The following is a 15732-nucleotide window of genomic DNA, read 5'->3' as shown; positions in this document are numbered from 1 at the left end:
TAGTCCAAGGTCTCGAGCACATACCCGTAACTTGGGTTACCATACACTTATCAGCTTGGTATCGGAATCTAAACGTCTCACAAAAACATCTTTGAATGATTTAGCAGTGGTTATCTTTTGATTACTTCCATGAAGCAATGAGTAGGAGCACCATTGCTAATCGACACTCCAATTAGGACATTGGTTTGTTTTGTTCCCCTTTCCTCTTCATGCCTTTCGCCATGGCTCTCACCACCTAAAAAGAACTCATCTACCTGGACGTTTCCTCCAAGTTTATATAAACCATTTCGGTCAGCCATTGCTTTTCGTAGCTTATTTAGCATCAACCAGCCAGTCGAATAAGATACTTGAACGAATTTAGCAATGGTAGTAGCCGAAAGACCACGCTTGTCGTTGGACAATAGATAGATAGCGGAGAACCACTTGGATAAAGAGATATGGCTTCGATGGAAGATGGTTCCGGAGGTAACGCTAGTTTGACGGTGACAAGATTTACATTGAAAAAGTGGAGCTCGAGATGCTGCATTTCTTCGATGGTTTGGCCTGATTAAGGTAAACTGGTCAGAGTCACACTTTGGGCATCTAAATCCCTCTTTCCACCGCAATTTGATCAAATGATCTTCACATGCTTCCTCTGAAGCGAAGCGTACCATAAAGCCTGAGATATCCACCATGCCTCCTTTATCGAACATCTGTTCTACTAAAGATTAGCTCCAATCTGGTCTCGGTGGAGGCGAAACTTACGAAACTTGATAAGTATGTAATATTTTTACTTTCCGATCTCGGATTTGAATTGTGGATACGTAATTGACGCTGGAAGTGCTGCTTTGGGAGATTACGACTTCGAGGGAGTTCAAATGGCTAGGATGTTGATGTCTGAGCTTTATTGAAGCTGTCAGGAAAACCGATATTATATCTTCAGTTTGCGACTTGTAAATCTGTGGATTAAAATAATGAAGAAGTTCTATTTGTCTTTTCCCCAAAAACGATCAAAGTAGATCGTTGAGGGCTTGCTTTCATGGATAGGAAGGGACACTTAGGCATGAGGGGCGGATATTTTTATGGGTGCAAGTCCAAGCGCGTCGTTTTCAGTAACAATACGAGTCGAGATAGCAAATGCACGACTTGTCGGAGTTGTAACCGCGAATATAAGTGAAGCCGGTGGCGCGATAACAGCTCTTGATATGATTGAACCCGGTCCTGAGACGCTGGTAGTCGACATCACAGTGAACGCTGAAGACGAGGTGCATTCCACAAAGCTACGGGATCTGGTTGATTCGATTCCAGGAGTTACGGTTCGTGCAATGAGCGATCGGACTCTTCTGCTTCACCTAGGTGGAGTTCTGGGAACTATGTCTAAAGTCCCGCTCAAGACCAGAGAAGATCTCTCAATGGCCTATACCCCAGGTGTAGCTCGGGTCTGTCTGGCAATCGCGAAGGATCCTAGTGCGGCAAGGAATCTTACGATAAAGCGAAATTCGGTGGCGGTTGTCACCGATGGATCAGCGGTTCTTGGCCTTGGTAATTTGGGTCCGGCTGCTGCTCTGCCAGTGATGGAAGGCAAAGCAGTTCTCTTTAAGCGATTTGCCGACGTCGATGCTTGGCCAATTTGTTTGGCGAGCCAAGATGTGGATGAGATAGTTCGAGCGGTTGAACTTATTGCGCCTGTCTTTGGCGGGATAAATCTTGAAGATATCTCTGCTCCTAGATGCTTTGAAGTTGAACGTCGACTTCGTGAATCGCTCGACATTCCTGTTTTCCACGACGATCAGCACGGTACGGCAATTGTAGTCCTCGCGGCCATTCTGAATGCCCTGAAGGTTGTGGGCAAGAAACTCAAAGATGCCAAGATCGTTGTTGTTGGCATTGGTGCGGCTGGTGTGGCGATATCTACCCTTCTCTTGGCCGAAGGGGTGGGAGATCTGATAGCAGTTGATAGAACAGGGATCTTGGATCCATCTGATAAAAACTTAGACGAACAGCGCTTGCATATAGCAATGGCCTCTAATCCAAATAGAGTCACAGGGGATCTATCCGATGCAATTGTCGGTGCTGATGCGATAATTGGAGTCTCGGGTAAGGGTTCGATTCAAGAATCTCATCTTTTGAAGATGGCAAGCTCTCCAATAGTATTCGCTCTGGCAAATCCGGATCCGGAGATCGATCCAGTTATCGCCCGGAGACACGCAGCAATAGTGGCTACTGGTCGCAGTGACGAGCCGAATCAAATTAATAATGTGCTTGTCTTTCCCGGATTTTTCCGGGGACTATTGGATGTTGGAGCGCGTTCAATTACTCCTCAAATGGAGATCGCGGCGGCACGAGCGCTGGCGGGGATAGTCGGTGACGAGGAGCTCTCGGCTGCTTATATCGTTCCGACGGTCTTCAACCCAGCCGTCACTAAGGCGATAGCAGATGCGATTCGATCGACGGTTCGACCAGAACACAGCGTCGTTCATCGCCAAAGTTGATGCTTTTTGTTCTTGGTTGGTGTTGCATATTCTTCTGGATTGATCCACGATTGATGGACTTTGAGCCGATTTGAGCCGAGAGCTGAATCGAGCATAATATTCAAGGCTTCGACAACCATAGCGGTGGATGACAACATGTCATTATCCTTGGGGCGGAAATATAATCGGTTTTTGGATAACTGGGAGTTGGCCATAACGAAGTCTCAGTGTGCTTTATCGATTAACAACTATCGTACTAGTTGATGAGAAGCCAATTTGTTTTGATTTGCTATTTACTGTAGTGCGAAGCCTCGACTTTGAAGGCGTTAGGTGCGGCTAGCTCTCTGTTAGTTCGTTCAACGTAAAGTCTCCGTTAGGGGAGTCCCTGTGACGAGCGATTATGTGGACATCGATTCCTTGGTTGCCTGCGTTATCCATTATTTTGGTGAGTATGGAGTTTCCAAGGCGTCTTTTCCATTTATTTTGACGAGTAGCGCCGAGTACGATCTGGGTTACCTTGGCGCTTAGGGCGAATTCAACAATTCCCTTTGCTACGTCGTCCTCGTAGAGGTCTTGCCATCTGGCATCAAGTTTTTCGCACTCGTTTTTTAGGACGTCTAGGTCGCTGCCATTAAGATTTGCGTCTGCGGACTTGATGTGAACCACCATTAGTTGTGTTTTGGCTCTCTGGGCCATCCTGGCCGCGCGATGTAGCACGAACGATGATTCAGGCGCACCGCTCACCGCCACCATGATTCTCTCTGAGGTCTCCCATCGCCCGGGTATTTTGATCTTTCGCAGATAGTCAAGCATCTCTTCCTCGGTTTCGTCGGCGACGAATCTGAGAGCAATGTCTCGTAGTGCTGAAAGATTTTCGAATTTGAAGAAGTGGGTGAGTGCGGATTCAATCTTTTCTTGGGGGTAAATATTGCCATGTAGGAGGCGGCGTCGAAGCGACTCTGGCGAGGAATCTACTAATTCGATCTGGTCGGCGTTTCTTACCACCCAGTCTGGAACTCGCTCTGCAACTTTGGCACCAACGATCTCCTCGACAGCGGCTGCGATTGATTCAAGGTGCTGGATATTAACTGTAGTAATCACGGAGATTCCGGATTTTAGAAGAATCAGTATGTCTTGGTAGCGTTTTTCGTTTGTGGAGGATTCAGGCACATTGGTGTGCGCTAACTCATCCACCAAGACAACTTCAGGCGCTCTAGCTAATATGGCGTCTAAATCCATTTCTTGAAAGGTGCTACCCCTATAAGAGATGGTTTTTCTTGGTATGATCTCAAAGTCGAGGGTTTTCTCTAAGGTAAAGGGACGCTTATGCGTTTCAACGAATCCCACCACCACGTCGGCCCCTCGGCTTTTCCTGCGAATGCCTTCTTCGAGCATGGCTACTGTTTTACCGACTCCCGCTGCTGCGCCAAGATAGATTCTGAACTTTCCTGCAGGCTCTACGAAGGAATTTTCTGTATCCGTATTGGAAAACGGCGTTTTCTCCATCTCGATCGTCTCCTTGTTGAAAATTTCAATTGTAGATGATTGACTCATTGCGAAAGGTTCTCTGGTCGACAATACCACGGTTGATCGAACAAGAGCGCAAACCCCGTCTGGAAGGGCGGGGTCGAGCGACCTTTATTGCGCTCCCAAAATAAAACCATCACACCCTCGGCGTATAATATAGGTATGAGTATTCGTGAGGCATTGTACCCATAAGAACAGGAACTGCCCGTTCTTGTTCGGCACTGCCTCGATGCTCGCCATGTTCAGATGCTCGCCATGTTCAGATGCTCGCCACGTATGGAACCTAGCTCCAGAACAACGCAATCTATGGAAACCAAAGAGAGCCCAGAAGATTACCTACAATACCTAAGCGCACGAAGTAGCTCAATTCTCCAAGGAAACCTGGCTCAACGAAGGATCGTCTATTGTCTACCTGGACACAGCCAGAGCGACCCAGTGAAGCGCACCACCACGCCTAAAGCTGCCTAAGCAGCTTAGGAAGCCCTTTCCGTAAGGGCGCGCGGGGAGGATGTCATGGTAAGACCGTTGTTCATGTATTAGGATCACTATGTGGCATATGATTCATCTAAAGAATTTGCCAGGGGCATAGGCGGCGTCTTAGTAGCAACGATTATCTTTGGCGTGCCTCTGTTTTTTATTCGAGGCTCTATCAGTGTTGCTACATCAGCCTTGGTCTTTGTTGTTCCGGTGGTAATCGGGACCGTAATTGGTGGCTTTAGGGTAGGGGTTATTGGCGCTGCCATTGGGTTTTTGGTCTATGACTTCTTTTTCATACCCCCTTTTTACACCCTGTCGGTCGGTGCTGATCAAAACTGGATTGCACTTGGCGTCTACGTGATGGTTGTTTTGGTTGTTTCGCGAGTGGTATCTAATCTTGGCGAGGCGAGGGCGATCTCGTTGCGAGAGAGTTCGATAAACCTTCGGCTGTTTGAGCTTTCACAGATGCTTATCGGCGACAAGTCTTTGTCGGACCTAGCTAATTCGATCGCACTAAACCTCTATGACGCTTTTATCTTGGAGTTCGTAGTAATATTAGTCGAAAATTCGGGAGCCCTAGAGCCCATTGCAGTGGTTGGGAAGATTGATGTTGCGATTCTCCTGGAGCAGTTTAAGGCCGATAACGACCATTTGATGCAGAATTTGGATCTTGGACCTAACGGTGAGTTGAACGTCGATAGGTTATTCGCGATTGCGCTCACTGTCCAAACTAAACCAGTTGGGATTCTGGTTGTGAAATTTAAATCTGCCAAGCGAGAGGACCTTAGAATTCTAAATACCTTTGCGAATCAAGCCGGTCTGGCGTTGAACCATGCCCGCTTGGCCCAAGAGGCAAAGCACGCGCGTATGATGGCTGAGTCGCAGAGGTGGCAACGTGCACTCTTGGGTACCGTTTCGCACGACCTGAGGACCCCTCTGACAGCAATAAAAGCATCTATTTCCAACCTAAGAGATCCATGTCTAGAGATTGAAGCTGCTGATCGAGATGAGCTTTTTAGAATGATTGAAGCCCAAGCGGACCGCCTCAGTCGTCTTGTTGTGAATCTGTTGGATATGTCACGTCTAGAGGCTGGTGCGTTAGAGCCAAGATTTTCCCCAGTCGAGATCGATGTTCTAATCGAAGAGGGAATCGACTCTCTTATGCTCACAGGTGAATTGAAGGAATGGATCGAGATTTTCATTTCACCCGAGGTGCCCGATGTTATGGCAGATCACACTTTAGTGGCTCAAGTGGTGGGAAATCTACTCGATAATGCGATTCGCCATTCTCCAGCTAATAGTGTAATTGACGTGGCAGCCCGTCTTCAAGATGGTCGAGTCTTGATCGAGATACGCGATCGGGGTCCTGGAGTTGACAAAGAGGACGAGTCGGCGATCTTTCGCATGTTTGAACAGCGACTAAACGGGGGGCGGGCAGGTATCGGCCTGGCAATTGCTAAGGCATTTGTAGAAGCCCACGGTGAGAGAATCTCTGTGCGGAACGCTCCAGATGGCGGAGCCATATTTTTCTTTACCTTAGCGATAGCACCAATGGAGACGATCCATGAACTCTAACCCATCGATACTCGTGATCGATGATGATCCAGCTCTAAGAAAAGTTTTAGAGATTGGTTTGAGCGGAAGGGGTTATCGGGTGAGGCTCGTGGGCGAAGGCCATCTCGGAGTCATGTCGGTCATAGACAGTCCACCGGATGCGGTTATCTTGGATCTTGGATTGCCAGATCAAGATGGTGTTGAAGTTTGCAGTACGATCCGAAGTTTTAGTGACGTTCCTATTATTGTGCTCTCTGCTGTTCATGATGAGCTCAAAAAGGTAGCTGCCCTAGACAATGGAGCCGATGACTATGTGACTAAGCCATTTGGCATGGCCGAACTTGCCGCTCGATTGAGGGTCTCTCTTCGTCACCGTCAGATCAGAGGAAACTTTGATGATGCTTTTTCGTCCATCGAGATTGGAAATATTTTAATTGACTTTGCCGCCTCGCAGGTGCAGGTAAAAGGCGTTGAGATCGACTTGACGCAAAAGGAGTTCGCCCTGCTTTCAGCTTTAGCTCGTAACGTCGGGAGAATCTACACCCATCGGCAACTCCTCAACGACGTTTGGGGTGAAGGATATTTTGATGAAATTAACTATTTGAGAGTTTATGTAAATAGACTTCGTCAAAAACTCGGTCAAGATGGCTCTTTGATCCGAACCAGAGCCGGAATCGGATATCAGATGGTGGAATCTGATGGTGATAGCAATGGAATTAATTAATTATTGATATCTAGAGCCCTGCCTTTTAGGGACCATTAACACTCCATTCCTTATCATTAGCTCCTATGGTTGATCTTTATTTTTTAGCGTCGATGGTCGTGACTGCGGTAGTTTTCATTCTTGCCGTAAAAGGACTGGAGAACGCATGAGTGTAAATCTTGTACTTCTGGTTGGATCCATAGCTATCTTTGGCTATCTTTGCTATGCCCTTTGGCGTCCGGAGCGATTTTAATGAATATCGCACTTACTATTTTGGCACTTTTGATTGTCCTTGGAATTTCCTGGAGGTATCTTGGCTCTTATTTAGAGGCGGTTTTTGAAGGCCGGGTTAAATTTCTCTCCTTTATCGAGCGTCGGTTTTACAAATTATTAGGTGTCGATCCCGAGGCAGAGCAAAGCTGGCAGAGCTATGCCCGGTCCTTGATTATCTTTAGCGTTCTTTCGATTGCATTTTGCTATGGGATTCTTCGTCTTCAAGCACACCTGCCCCTGAACCAGTCGCATCTGCCTGGCGTTCCACCAGCACTTGCCTGGAACACTGCTGTTTCGTTTATTACGAATACGAACTGGCAGAACTACGCCGGTGAAACCACAATGACCTATCTGTCGCAGATGATGGCTTTGGTCGTTCCGCAATTTACCTCGGCTGCCGTTGGCATTGCTGCGGCTATTGCGCTGTCTCGTGGATTTTCTCGTAAATTGTCTAAGACTATCGGTAACTTTTGGGTGGACATAACCCGTGTAATAATTTATGTGCTTTTGCCGGTAGCCTTCATTGCAGCGATTGTCTTTATGGGCCAGGGTGCCGTTCAGACCTTTTCTCATTCGGTTACCATTCGAAATGCGGCAACTGGGTTCAAGCAGACAATTCCGTTGGGACCAGTCGCTTCCCTGGAGACTATCAAGCAATTTGGCACCAATGGTGGTGGCTACTTCAATGCTAACGGCGCGCATCCATTTGAAGATCCGACTGCAATGACTGCGTTTTTGTCGGTAGTTCTGCTCTTGGCTATTCCCGTCTCCTTGACTTACACCTTTGGTAAAATGATCAAGCGCAAGCGTACCGGATTGTTGCTTCTAGCAACCATGGCGTTTTTCTTCTTTGTGAGTCTCGGCGTTGCGACGGTGGCGGAAAAGGCTCCATCGCCTGTTATGTCAGCAGCGACCCACGGGCAGGTAGTCCATGCTTTTGAGGGTAAAGAGTCTCGGTTTGGTATCTTTGATTCGGTTCTTTACGACGTGGCTTCCACCCAAACCTCTACAGGAAGCATCAATTCCCAGCTGGATTCATATTCACCGGTTGGAGGCGCAGTTGCTCTAGGCGGAATGATGCTTGGAGAGGTCTCTCCGGGTGGTGTTGGAAGCGGTCTATATACGATTCTTGCCTTTGCCATTGTCACGGTCTTCATTGCTGGATTGATGGTTGGGCGTACGCCAGAATTTCTCGGTAAAAAGATTCAAGCTAAGGAGATCAAACTCGCCAGCATAGCTGTTTTGATAATGCCGATTGTGGTGCTTGTGGCAACAGCAATCGCAGTTTCTGTACCAGCTGGTCGGGCGGGTCCCCTAAATGCGGGTCCCCACGGATTTAGTGAGATCTTATATGCCATTACGTCCCAGGGGAATAATAACGGATCGGCCTTTGGTGGATTATCTGGGAACACCGCCTTTTATAACATCATCGGTGGAGTGGTGATGTTGCTTGGACGTTTTGGTGTGATGATCCCCGTCTTGGCACTATCAGGCTCTCTTGCGGCAGCTCCGATCGTCGGCGAGACCGATGGAACTCTAAAGACGGATTCATTTCTCTTTGGATCATTACTTGTAGGAGTGATCGTGATCGTAGGCGCCCTGAGCTTTTTCCCAGTTCTATCGCTCGGTCCTATTGCTGAAGCATTGTCACATGGAAGGCTTTTCTAGTGGAAACTACGACCAAGGGGCCAGAAGCCTCTTCAAAAGAGAAAAAAACAGCTGGTAAAGGAATCATCGACAAGGCGATCCTTCGAGATGCCCTAAAGGGAGCATTTACTAAGCTGCATCCAAAGGTACAAGTTCGCAACCCGGTTATGTTCGTGGTGGCGGTTGGAACTGTGATCTCGATCTATGAGAGCATAAAATCACCTTCAATCTTTACTATCTCGGTTACGGCATGGCTTGCGTTGACAGTTCTTTTTGCCAACTTCGCTGAGGCGGTGGCAGAGGGACGCGGGAAAGCCCAGGCAAATACCCTTCGCTCGATGCAAACCCACACTGATGCTCGACGCATCGATGATAAAGGGGTTGAGACTCGAGTAAGCACTGCTGAATTGCGACGAGGTGATTTTGTCGTTTGTGAAGCCGGAGATGTGATCCCGTCTGACGGTGAGATCGTCGAAGGTGTCGCGAGTGTCGACGAGTCCGCAATTACAGGCGAATCGGCGCCGGTTATCAGAGAATCAGGAGGCGATCGGTCGGCGGTAACGGGAGGCACCTTGGTCTTGTCAGACCGAATAGTGGTTGAAATTACGGCCGAGAAGGGCAAGACTTTTCTTGATCGGATGATCTCACTGGTGGAAGGCGCTTCGCGTCAAAAGACGCCGAATGAGATAGCGCTTACTATTTTGCTTGCTGCGTTGACTATCATTTTTATCCCGGTAACTGTTACCCTTTATAGCTTTGCAAGTTTTGGACATGCCACTGTATCGGTAGTCGTTCTTGTCGCGTTGACAGTCTGTCTCATTCCAACTACGATTGGCGCGTTGTTATCAGCTATCGGAATCGCTGGAATGGATCGGCTAGTTCAAAAAAACGTACTTGCCACTTCAGGTCGAGCCGTCGAAGCCGCCGGTGATGTCTCTACATTATTGTTAGATAAGACCGGAACTATAACTCTAGGTAACCGGATGGCTGCCAACTTTTATCCAATGGACGGCGTCGACGAGCAGGAGCTAGCTCTAGCTGCCCAGTTGTCTTCGCTTGCTGATTCAACGCCAGAGGGTAGATCGATAGTGGTTCTAGCCAAGGAGAAGTTTGGCATTAGAGGACAGACCATGGGGGACAATCATATCTTTGTTCCGTTCTCGGCTTACACGAGGATGTCAGGAGTTGATATCGGGGACCGAATGGTTCGTAAAGGTGCTACCGAAGCGGTTAAAGCATTTGCGGTTAGTCGCGGCGGAACAGTAACACCCCAGGTGGACCAGTTGTCCGATCGAGTCTCGAGCCATGGTGGAACGCCGCTTTTGGTCTTGGATGGAAACAGAATTCTCGGAGTTATCGAGCTCAAGGATACAGTAAAAGATGGGATTAAAGAGCGCTTTGCCCAGCTAAGGGCGATGGGCATCCGCACAGTAATGATTACTGGAGATAACCCAATTACCGCTGCGGCAATAGCAGCAGAGGCAGGTGTGGATAGCTTTTTAGCCGAGGCTACGCCTGAGCGTAAGATGGAGTTGATAATCTCAGAACAGGCTGGCGGAAAGCTTGTAGCGATGACTGGTGACGGGACTAATGATGCACCAGCGCTCGCTAAAGCCGACGTAGGTGTGGCCATGAATAGCGGAACCAATGCCGCTAAAGAGGCCGGCAATATGGTGGATCTTGATTCAAATCCGACCAAGCTCATCGACATAGTTGAAATTGGAAAGCAGCTTTTGATAACTCGAGGTGCGCTCACTACCTTTTCGATTGCGAATGATGTAGCAAAATATTTCGCTATCATTCCGGCTCTCTTTGTGGCTCGTTTCCCGGGACTGAAGGCCCTGAATATCATGGCTCTTCACTCACCGACCTCAGCTGTTTTATCTGCTGTGATCTTTAATGCCATTATTATCATCGTGCTCATTCCATTGGCGTTACGTGGAGTTCGATTCAAGCCAGCGAGTGCCTCGCACCTCCTTCGAAGAAATGTGATGATCTATGGCGTGGGTGGATTGATACTTCCATTCATTGGTATCAAGTTGATCGATTTGATCTTAGTTTTTACGAGGTTGTACTAGATGTTGAATGCAGTTCGTCGTTCTGTTATTTTCTTGATCGCCTTTGGGGTTCTTCTGGGGCTTATTTATCCTGTTAGTTTGGCCCTGATAGGAAGTGGACTTTTTGGCTCGAAGGTTACCGGTCAGATCCAAAGCAGTGGCTCACCCCTTATAGGACAGAGCTTTACTGGCCCTACTTGGTTCCATGGAAGACTTGGGAGCTACAATGCGATGGCAAGTGGGGGTACCAACTATGGCCCACGTTCGATCCTTCTGCGCAAGGAGGTGTCAGCGGCCTACGCCTTCTATCACTCTCATGGGGTCAATCCGACATCGCAGCTTATTACATCCTCTGCTAGCGGTCTCGATCCTTCCATCTCAGTTAATTCTGCCTTGGTGCAGATACCTATGGTGTCAGCGGCCCGAGGCATTGCACCGTCGGCACTTAGGCGATTGATCCTGAGTCAGCAAAGTGGGCGTGACTTTGGATTCTTGGGAGAGAACACGGTCAATGTGTTACGTCTGAATCAATCTCTTCTAAAGCTGGCCAAATAGCATCCATAACACGGGATGAGACTCAGCCATTTTGAAGGGCTTATGTAGATCTAAAAGAGCAGTAGCGTGGTGACCTTGTAATTTGAGAGATCCACGCTACTGCTTTAGTAATGATAAAGCTTGGGCGTATCTTATAGCTGGGTGTAAGATCAAGATATGGAATTTGATCGTGTGGTTCGAACTACCGCAAGCGTAAGGGAGTTTGAAGATCGAGTTGTAAGCGACGCCGATCTTTATGAGCTTTTAGAGCTAGCACGTTTCGCGCCCAGTGGTGGAAACCGTCAGGGATGGACGGTCCTTGTAATTAAGGATCGACAACTTCGCGAGAGTATTCGAGACCTATACGTTGAGGGTTGGGCTGAATACCAGGCTCACCAAAGGGTAGGTAAAGTTCCTTTTGCCCCGATCGAGAATAGAAAATGGACTAAACCGGCAGTCGATTTGAGCATCGCCTTTGAGACACGTACACCTTTTTACTTTAGTGATAACTTAGATAAGGTACCGGTTCTTTTGGCAGTTTTTGTAGATATGGGTGCGCTTGCGGTTCTAGATAATGGCCTCGACCGCCAAAGCATCGTCGGTGGAGCCAGCGTCTATCCATTTGCCTATAACATCCTCCTAGCTGCGAATGCAAAAGGAATCGGAGGAGTTTTGACTACTACGCTATGTCGGCGTGAAGACCAAGTTGCTCGCCTTGTAAATATGCCAGGTTCATATGGGCTAGCCGCGCTCATTGCGCTTGGATATCCAAAGAAGAAGTTGACGAGCCTAAAGAGAGCTCCTGTAGAAGAGTTTACCTTTGTCGATCGATTTGATGGCGATCCCTTTAGATGAGTGGGCAATTCAACTCTATGGATTTAGGTAATCTCTGAAATAGGGGAAAGCTATTGTTGATCTATTGCTTGATAATCTTTGGCTCTTATAAAATACTTTGCCGATCTCGATGGTCCATAGTGAGTTTGATCCAATCGCAACTTACTTCATCGATATCAAATAGCCACTTCAATCACTTCTAGATGCCTTCAATCGAGGCTGTTGGTTTCAGGAGACTGCATTTGTCTAGATCGTGCCAGCGTTATAGCTTATGATAGAGCCTTTAATGCTCAATAGAGCGGCTCTCAAGGTTGAGATTTTGATTTTCTGAGGGTCTCTATTCGTCTATTGAACTTTTAAGTTCAGATTTGATGATTTGCCTTCCGGTAATACGCTTGAAAAAACTCGAGCCAAGCACGTCAAATCCTATGGGTTGGCTCGACAGGAGGGAACTAGCATCGATTTTTAGACTCCACGCTGAAGTATATTGCTAAATCGTTTTTGATTAATTGTTACAATTCGCGAACCGGTCTAATTCTCGTTGAGTTTTGAGATCCTAGATCTATTCAGTAATTTTGGATCTATTGATGGAGTCCGACTGTGGATTGTCTCTGAGACTGGCGATTCGTTACCCACGATCGTTCTTGGTGCCATAGCGAAAGGGCCATTGAACTGGTGTTGGATGGCATAAAAATGATCCTTGAAGCGACGTTTCGAACTTTAATTTATCCTTAAGTCGCCTGGTTCTTGGAAGCGCCTTCGCGCTGGAACTTCATTTGGATCTCTTGGTGAACTGTTTGACTTCTTTTAGGTAGGCTCTAATAATTTATTAACATAGATCGCATATATTCGAGAATGTCGCTCAGCGGCATTCCATGTGCTTGAATTCTTTGCTTTAGTTAGCGCTAAGACCAAGGGTAGGTTTTGTTGTGAGCCGACTATTGAGAGCTGCTTCCTCGTTAGGTGTTGGCAAGTTTGTCTTTGCATAAATCACTACCATATCTGGGGTGAAAGATGATTCGGATGGTATGGGTCTGTGTTGGGTCGACTTGGAGAGCTGACGATTTGAGCTCTTTGATAAGTAATGCTTTGAGGAGTGTTGGCTAGCTCAGGAAAGTTGAATTATAAACCAGGTTGAGAGTGTCGATAATATGGCAGTCGCTTTCGGGTTAGTTTGACATTTGAATCTCTTGTGCTGATTTATTTGTGGCTAATTGTTCGAGCGGGGATTGTACGACGTATGCTTTCGATCTGCGGGGACGTGTTTTAGGGCACTGGTTGCAGGTTATTTAGTTAAATTCACATCTAGAGGATAAGTTCGCGATTTACGAGATATTTAGAGGTTCACTATTAGGACAAACTGACGAAGTTCATGGTGATAGGCGGAACGTAAAAGAAGGTAGATTCCCCGGATATATCTATGACATAATAGTTTGTTTTTTCGTTTTGCCACTTGCAATGATAGCTAACTATTGGCCCGTCATCGTGGGCACCAAAAGCTTGATAACAAATACCAATTGGCCTCAAGGGCCAGCGTTTGTGGGGGACCCTACTGCTGGTGGCCCTATAACTCAACCGATGGAAAGAGCAGTAACCCACGCTTGGGCGCATTTGCATCTACCTTTGATCTTGCCTTATCAGGGCTATGGTCTCAACTTGGCTGGAAACCAAGGGTCTCCCTGGTTCTTTCCCGAGATCCTGATTCATCTGCTATTTCCGTCTAATCCATCTCTCTGGCTTATACTCTGCCTCAACTTGTGTGCCATTGGCACATATTTACTATGTAGAGAGTTTGACTTAGGTAGGTTGCCATCCGCTTTGGGCGCATTGTTAGTTTGCATGAGCGGACCAATAGTTTCGAACTTGAACCTCGATATGTTTAACCCATTTATGGATTCGCTTTTCTTAGTGCTGGCAATCTCGCGAGTGATTCGCGCAAGGGGCAATCGAAGGGTTGGATGGCTACTGATTTTAGCCTTTTTGGTAAGCCAGTTATTTTTGTCGGGCTTCGATGAAGTGGTTCCACTTCTGGCCATCATGATCTTTTTTTTCATGATTGCGCTTTTGACAAAAAACGGGTATAAACTGCGCCATTCCATGGGGCTGGTAACTGCGATAATAATTAGCTGCATCCTTGGTTTGGTCGGATCGGCAATAGCTACCGCTTCTTTGTATGGTGCCATTTCAACGAGTGCTGCACTCCAGTCACCAAATGGATGGAAGCATCACTCGCCTATTTCATGGCTTGTAACTTTAGTGGATCCATGGTTCTTTGGGAAAGGCGTGATAGGCGGAATCTATCAGGGTACCTTTGCTGAGTGGGCGTGGGGAAACCCTATTCTCTGGTCACTGGCGGCTCTTGGAACAGTCGCAATTATCAAGGATTTGGTTTTATCCAGGGGGAAGTACCAACTCTGGCATCGAATTATTCTCGGCTTTGCACTCTTTGGCTTTCTGGCAGACTTCAACTTTGCCTATGTCGATGCACTATTTTCACTACCGATCCTACGGCTTATAGCACTTCCTAGGTTTTTGCCCTTTATGTGGTGGTTGCCGCTTGTGGCTCTTGCGGCGATCGGCTTTGAAGCTATTCGATCGGCAACTCAATTGGTAAGGGTATGTGGTTTTATATTTCCTTTGCTTTTTTATGTAGCTCTCGATCTCTTCATACATGTGCAGGGCTCTAGGGCCTTTCCTGTTTTGACGGCTCCAGTTGTGGCCGCTTTTTCCAGTCAATTCATCTTCTATATTTTTTGTTTAGTTGGTTTAGTGATTGTTGTTCTTTTTGATCGTTTGGCTTGGTCGGAGATTTCTCTTGCTGGTTTGGTTGTCGTCTCTCGCTCTTTGTTTACCTTCCTAGGAATTTTTTTCCGACTCCTCAGGCCGTGGCGATGTCAGCGCCTATCGCGCGAGTCATCAAGAGCTCCAAATTTTCACATGCAATTTTTCTAGCGCCAGGTGATCTGCTTCTGCCTTCGGTCCTTGCGATGAATGACCTTTCAAGTATTCAAGGTTTGGGAATCTTTTTTCCTAAGGGATATGTAAATACTCTTAAATTGGAATTTGGAAACATACTTATCAAGTTTCGTAAGCAAGAGCCATTTTGGAATCAGATTCGCGGAGTAGCGGATGTGGAGACGCAAACACACATGTATTGAGAAGTCGCTCTACCAAGGACATTTCAAAGTGCCTTCGGTTGAATCGGTATGCGAATTCCTCGAGGTAAAGTTGCTTATGTTCCTCACGTCCGTGGTATGTTCCGTCGATAAATTTCTTGCAGTTCCCTATCAGGATGTTGAGCCATTTGAATGTTACATGTGCTTGTTCGTCTTTGGATAGAGTGATCGAATGCGCTAGTCCAAGGTCTCGAGCACATACCCCGTAACTTGGGTTACCATCACTTATCAGCTTGGTATCGGAATCTAAACGTCTCACAAAAACATCTTTGAATGATTTAGCAGTGGTATCTTTGATTACTTCCATGAAGCAATGAGTAGGAGCACCATTGCTAATCGACACTCCAATTAGGACATTGGTTTGTTTTGTTCCCTTTCCTCTTTAGCCTTCGCCATGGCTCTCACCACCTAAAAAGAACTCATCTACTCAGACGTTTCCTCCAAGTTTATATAAACCATTTCGGTCAGCCATTGCTTTTCGTAGCTTATTTAGCATCAAC

10 protein-coding genes and 2 pseudogenes are annotated in these 15732 nt (G+C 47.0%); 9 read left to right on the top strand and 3 right to left on the bottom strand.

Going from position 1 to position 15732, the window contains the following annotated elements; translation table 11 throughout:
- A pseudogene (locus AXFE_RS13420) lies at positions 1-671 on the bottom strand (IS1595 family transposase); the annotation flags it as partial.
- Between the two features lie 390 nt (positions 672-1061).
- Here AXFE_RS13420 and AXFE_RS13415 point away from each other — a divergent pair.
- Positions 1062-2471 carry an NAD-dependent malic enzyme gene (locus AXFE_RS13415; RefSeq protein ID WP_052606470.1) on the top strand — a complete coding sequence of 470 codons (1410 nt, stop codon included), beginning with the start codon at positions 1062-1064 and terminating at the stop codon, positions 2469-2471.
- 315 nt (positions 2472-2786) lie between these two features.
- On the opposite strand, the gene AXFE_RS13410 is transcribed toward AXFE_RS13415, so the two are convergent.
- Complete coding sequence (locus AXFE_RS13410) at positions 2787-3956, bottom strand: universal stress protein (RefSeq protein WP_052606469.1); 1170 nt, start codon at positions 3954-3956, stop codon at positions 2787-2789.
- A 570-nt stretch (positions 3957-4526) separates the two neighbouring features.
- On the opposite strand from AXFE_RS13410, the gene AXFE_RS13405 reads away from it, so the two are divergent.
- The 8 genes from AXFE_RS13405 to AXFE_RS13375 all read left to right on the top strand — a co-directional run bounded on the left by AXFE_RS13405 (position 4527) and on the right by AXFE_RS13375 (position 15008).
- Positions 4527-6029 carry a sensor histidine kinase gene (locus tag AXFE_RS13405; protein ID WP_052606468.1) on the top strand — a complete coding sequence of 501 codons (1503 nt, stop codon included), beginning with the start codon at positions 4527-4529 and terminating at the stop codon, positions 6027-6029.
- Positions 6019-6732, top strand: a complete 714-nt coding sequence (locus tag AXFE_RS13400; RefSeq protein ID WP_052606467.1) for a response regulator transcription factor — start codon at positions 6019-6021, stop codon at positions 6730-6732. The genes AXFE_RS13405 and AXFE_RS13400 overlap by 11 nt, the downstream gene beginning before the upstream one ends.
- Before the next feature lie 145 nt (positions 6733-6877).
- Positions 6878-6964 carry a K(+)-transporting ATPase subunit F gene (gene kdpF, locus AXFE_RS21555; RefSeq protein WP_152626096.1) on the top strand — a complete coding sequence of 29 codons (87 nt, stop codon included), beginning with the start codon at positions 6878-6880 and terminating at the stop codon, positions 6962-6964.
- Positions 6964-8652, top strand: coding sequence for a potassium-transporting ATPase subunit KdpA (gene kdpA, locus AXFE_RS13395; protein WP_052606466.1), 1689 nt, complete (start codon positions 6964-6966; stop codon positions 8650-8652). Before kdpF ends, kdpA begins: the two co-directional genes overlap by 1 nt.
- Positions 8652-10709 (top strand): potassium-transporting ATPase subunit KdpB, encoded by a 2058-nt coding sequence (gene kdpB / locus AXFE_RS13390; protein ID WP_052606465.1) that lies wholly within the window; start codon positions 8652-8654, stop codon positions 10707-10709. Before kdpA ends, kdpB begins: the two co-directional genes overlap by 1 nt.
- Positions 10710-11243 (top strand): potassium-transporting ATPase subunit C, encoded by a 534-nt coding sequence (locus AXFE_RS13385; protein ID WP_052606464.1) that lies wholly within the window; start codon positions 10710-10712, stop codon positions 11241-11243.
- 156 nt (positions 11244-11399) lie between these two features.
- On the top strand, positions 11400-12077 hold the full coding sequence (locus AXFE_RS13380) for a nitroreductase family protein (protein ID WP_052606463.1): 678 nt from the start codon (positions 11400-11402) through the stop codon (positions 12075-12077).
- Between the two features lie 1818 nt (positions 12078-13895).
- On the top strand, positions 13896-15008 hold the full coding sequence (locus AXFE_RS13375; protein ID WP_152626095.1) for a hypothetical protein: 1113 nt from the start codon (positions 13896-13898) through the stop codon (positions 15006-15008).
- Positions 15009-15134: 126 nt separating this feature from the next.
- Here AXFE_RS13375 and AXFE_RS13370 read toward each other — a convergent pair.
- Positions 15135-15732, bottom strand: a pseudogene (locus tag AXFE_RS13370) (IS1595-like element ISAxf1 family transposase); the annotation flags it as partial.

The organism is Acidithrix ferrooxidans, from assembly GCF_000949295.1.
In the GTDB taxonomy this organism is placed as follows: Bacteria; Actinomycetota; Acidimicrobiia; order Acidimicrobiales; family Acidimicrobiaceae; genus Acidithrix; species Acidithrix ferrooxidans.
The sequence above is the reverse complement of the archived record's forward strand: the minus strand, read 5'-3'. Positions and strand labels throughout refer to the sequence as shown.

Bases quoted from the DNA above. Each gene is read 5' to 3' on its own strand.
- AXFE_RS13415 (WP_052606470.1), top strand. From the start codon at position 1,062: ATGGGTGCAAGTCCAAGCGCGTCGTTTTCAGTAACAATACGAGTCGAG.
- AXFE_RS13410 (WP_052606469.1), bottom strand. From the start codon at position 3,956: ATGGAGAAAACGCCGTTTTCCAATACGGATACAGAAAATTCCTTCGTA.
- AXFE_RS13400 (WP_052606467.1), top strand. From the start codon at position 6,019: ATGAACTCTAACCCATCGATACTCGTGATCGATGATGATCCAGCTCTA.
- kdpF (WP_152626096.1), top strand. From the start codon at position 6,878: ATGAGTGTAAATCTTGTACTTCTGGTTGGATCCATAGCTATCTTTGGC.
- kdpA (WP_052606466.1), top strand. From the start codon at position 6,964: ATGAATATCGCACTTACTATTTTGGCACTTTTGATTGTCCTTGGAATT.
- AXFE_RS13385 (WP_052606464.1), top strand. From the start codon at position 10,710: ATGTTGAATGCAGTTCGTCGTTCTGTTATTTTCTTGATCGCCTTTGGG.
- AXFE_RS13380 (WP_052606463.1), top strand. From the start codon at position 11,400: ATGGAATTTGATCGTGTGGTTCGAACTACCGCAAGCGTAAGGGAGTTT.
- AXFE_RS13375 (WP_152626095.1), top strand. From the start codon at position 13,896: ATGAGCGGACCAATAGTTTCGAACTTGAACCTCGATATGTTTAACCCA.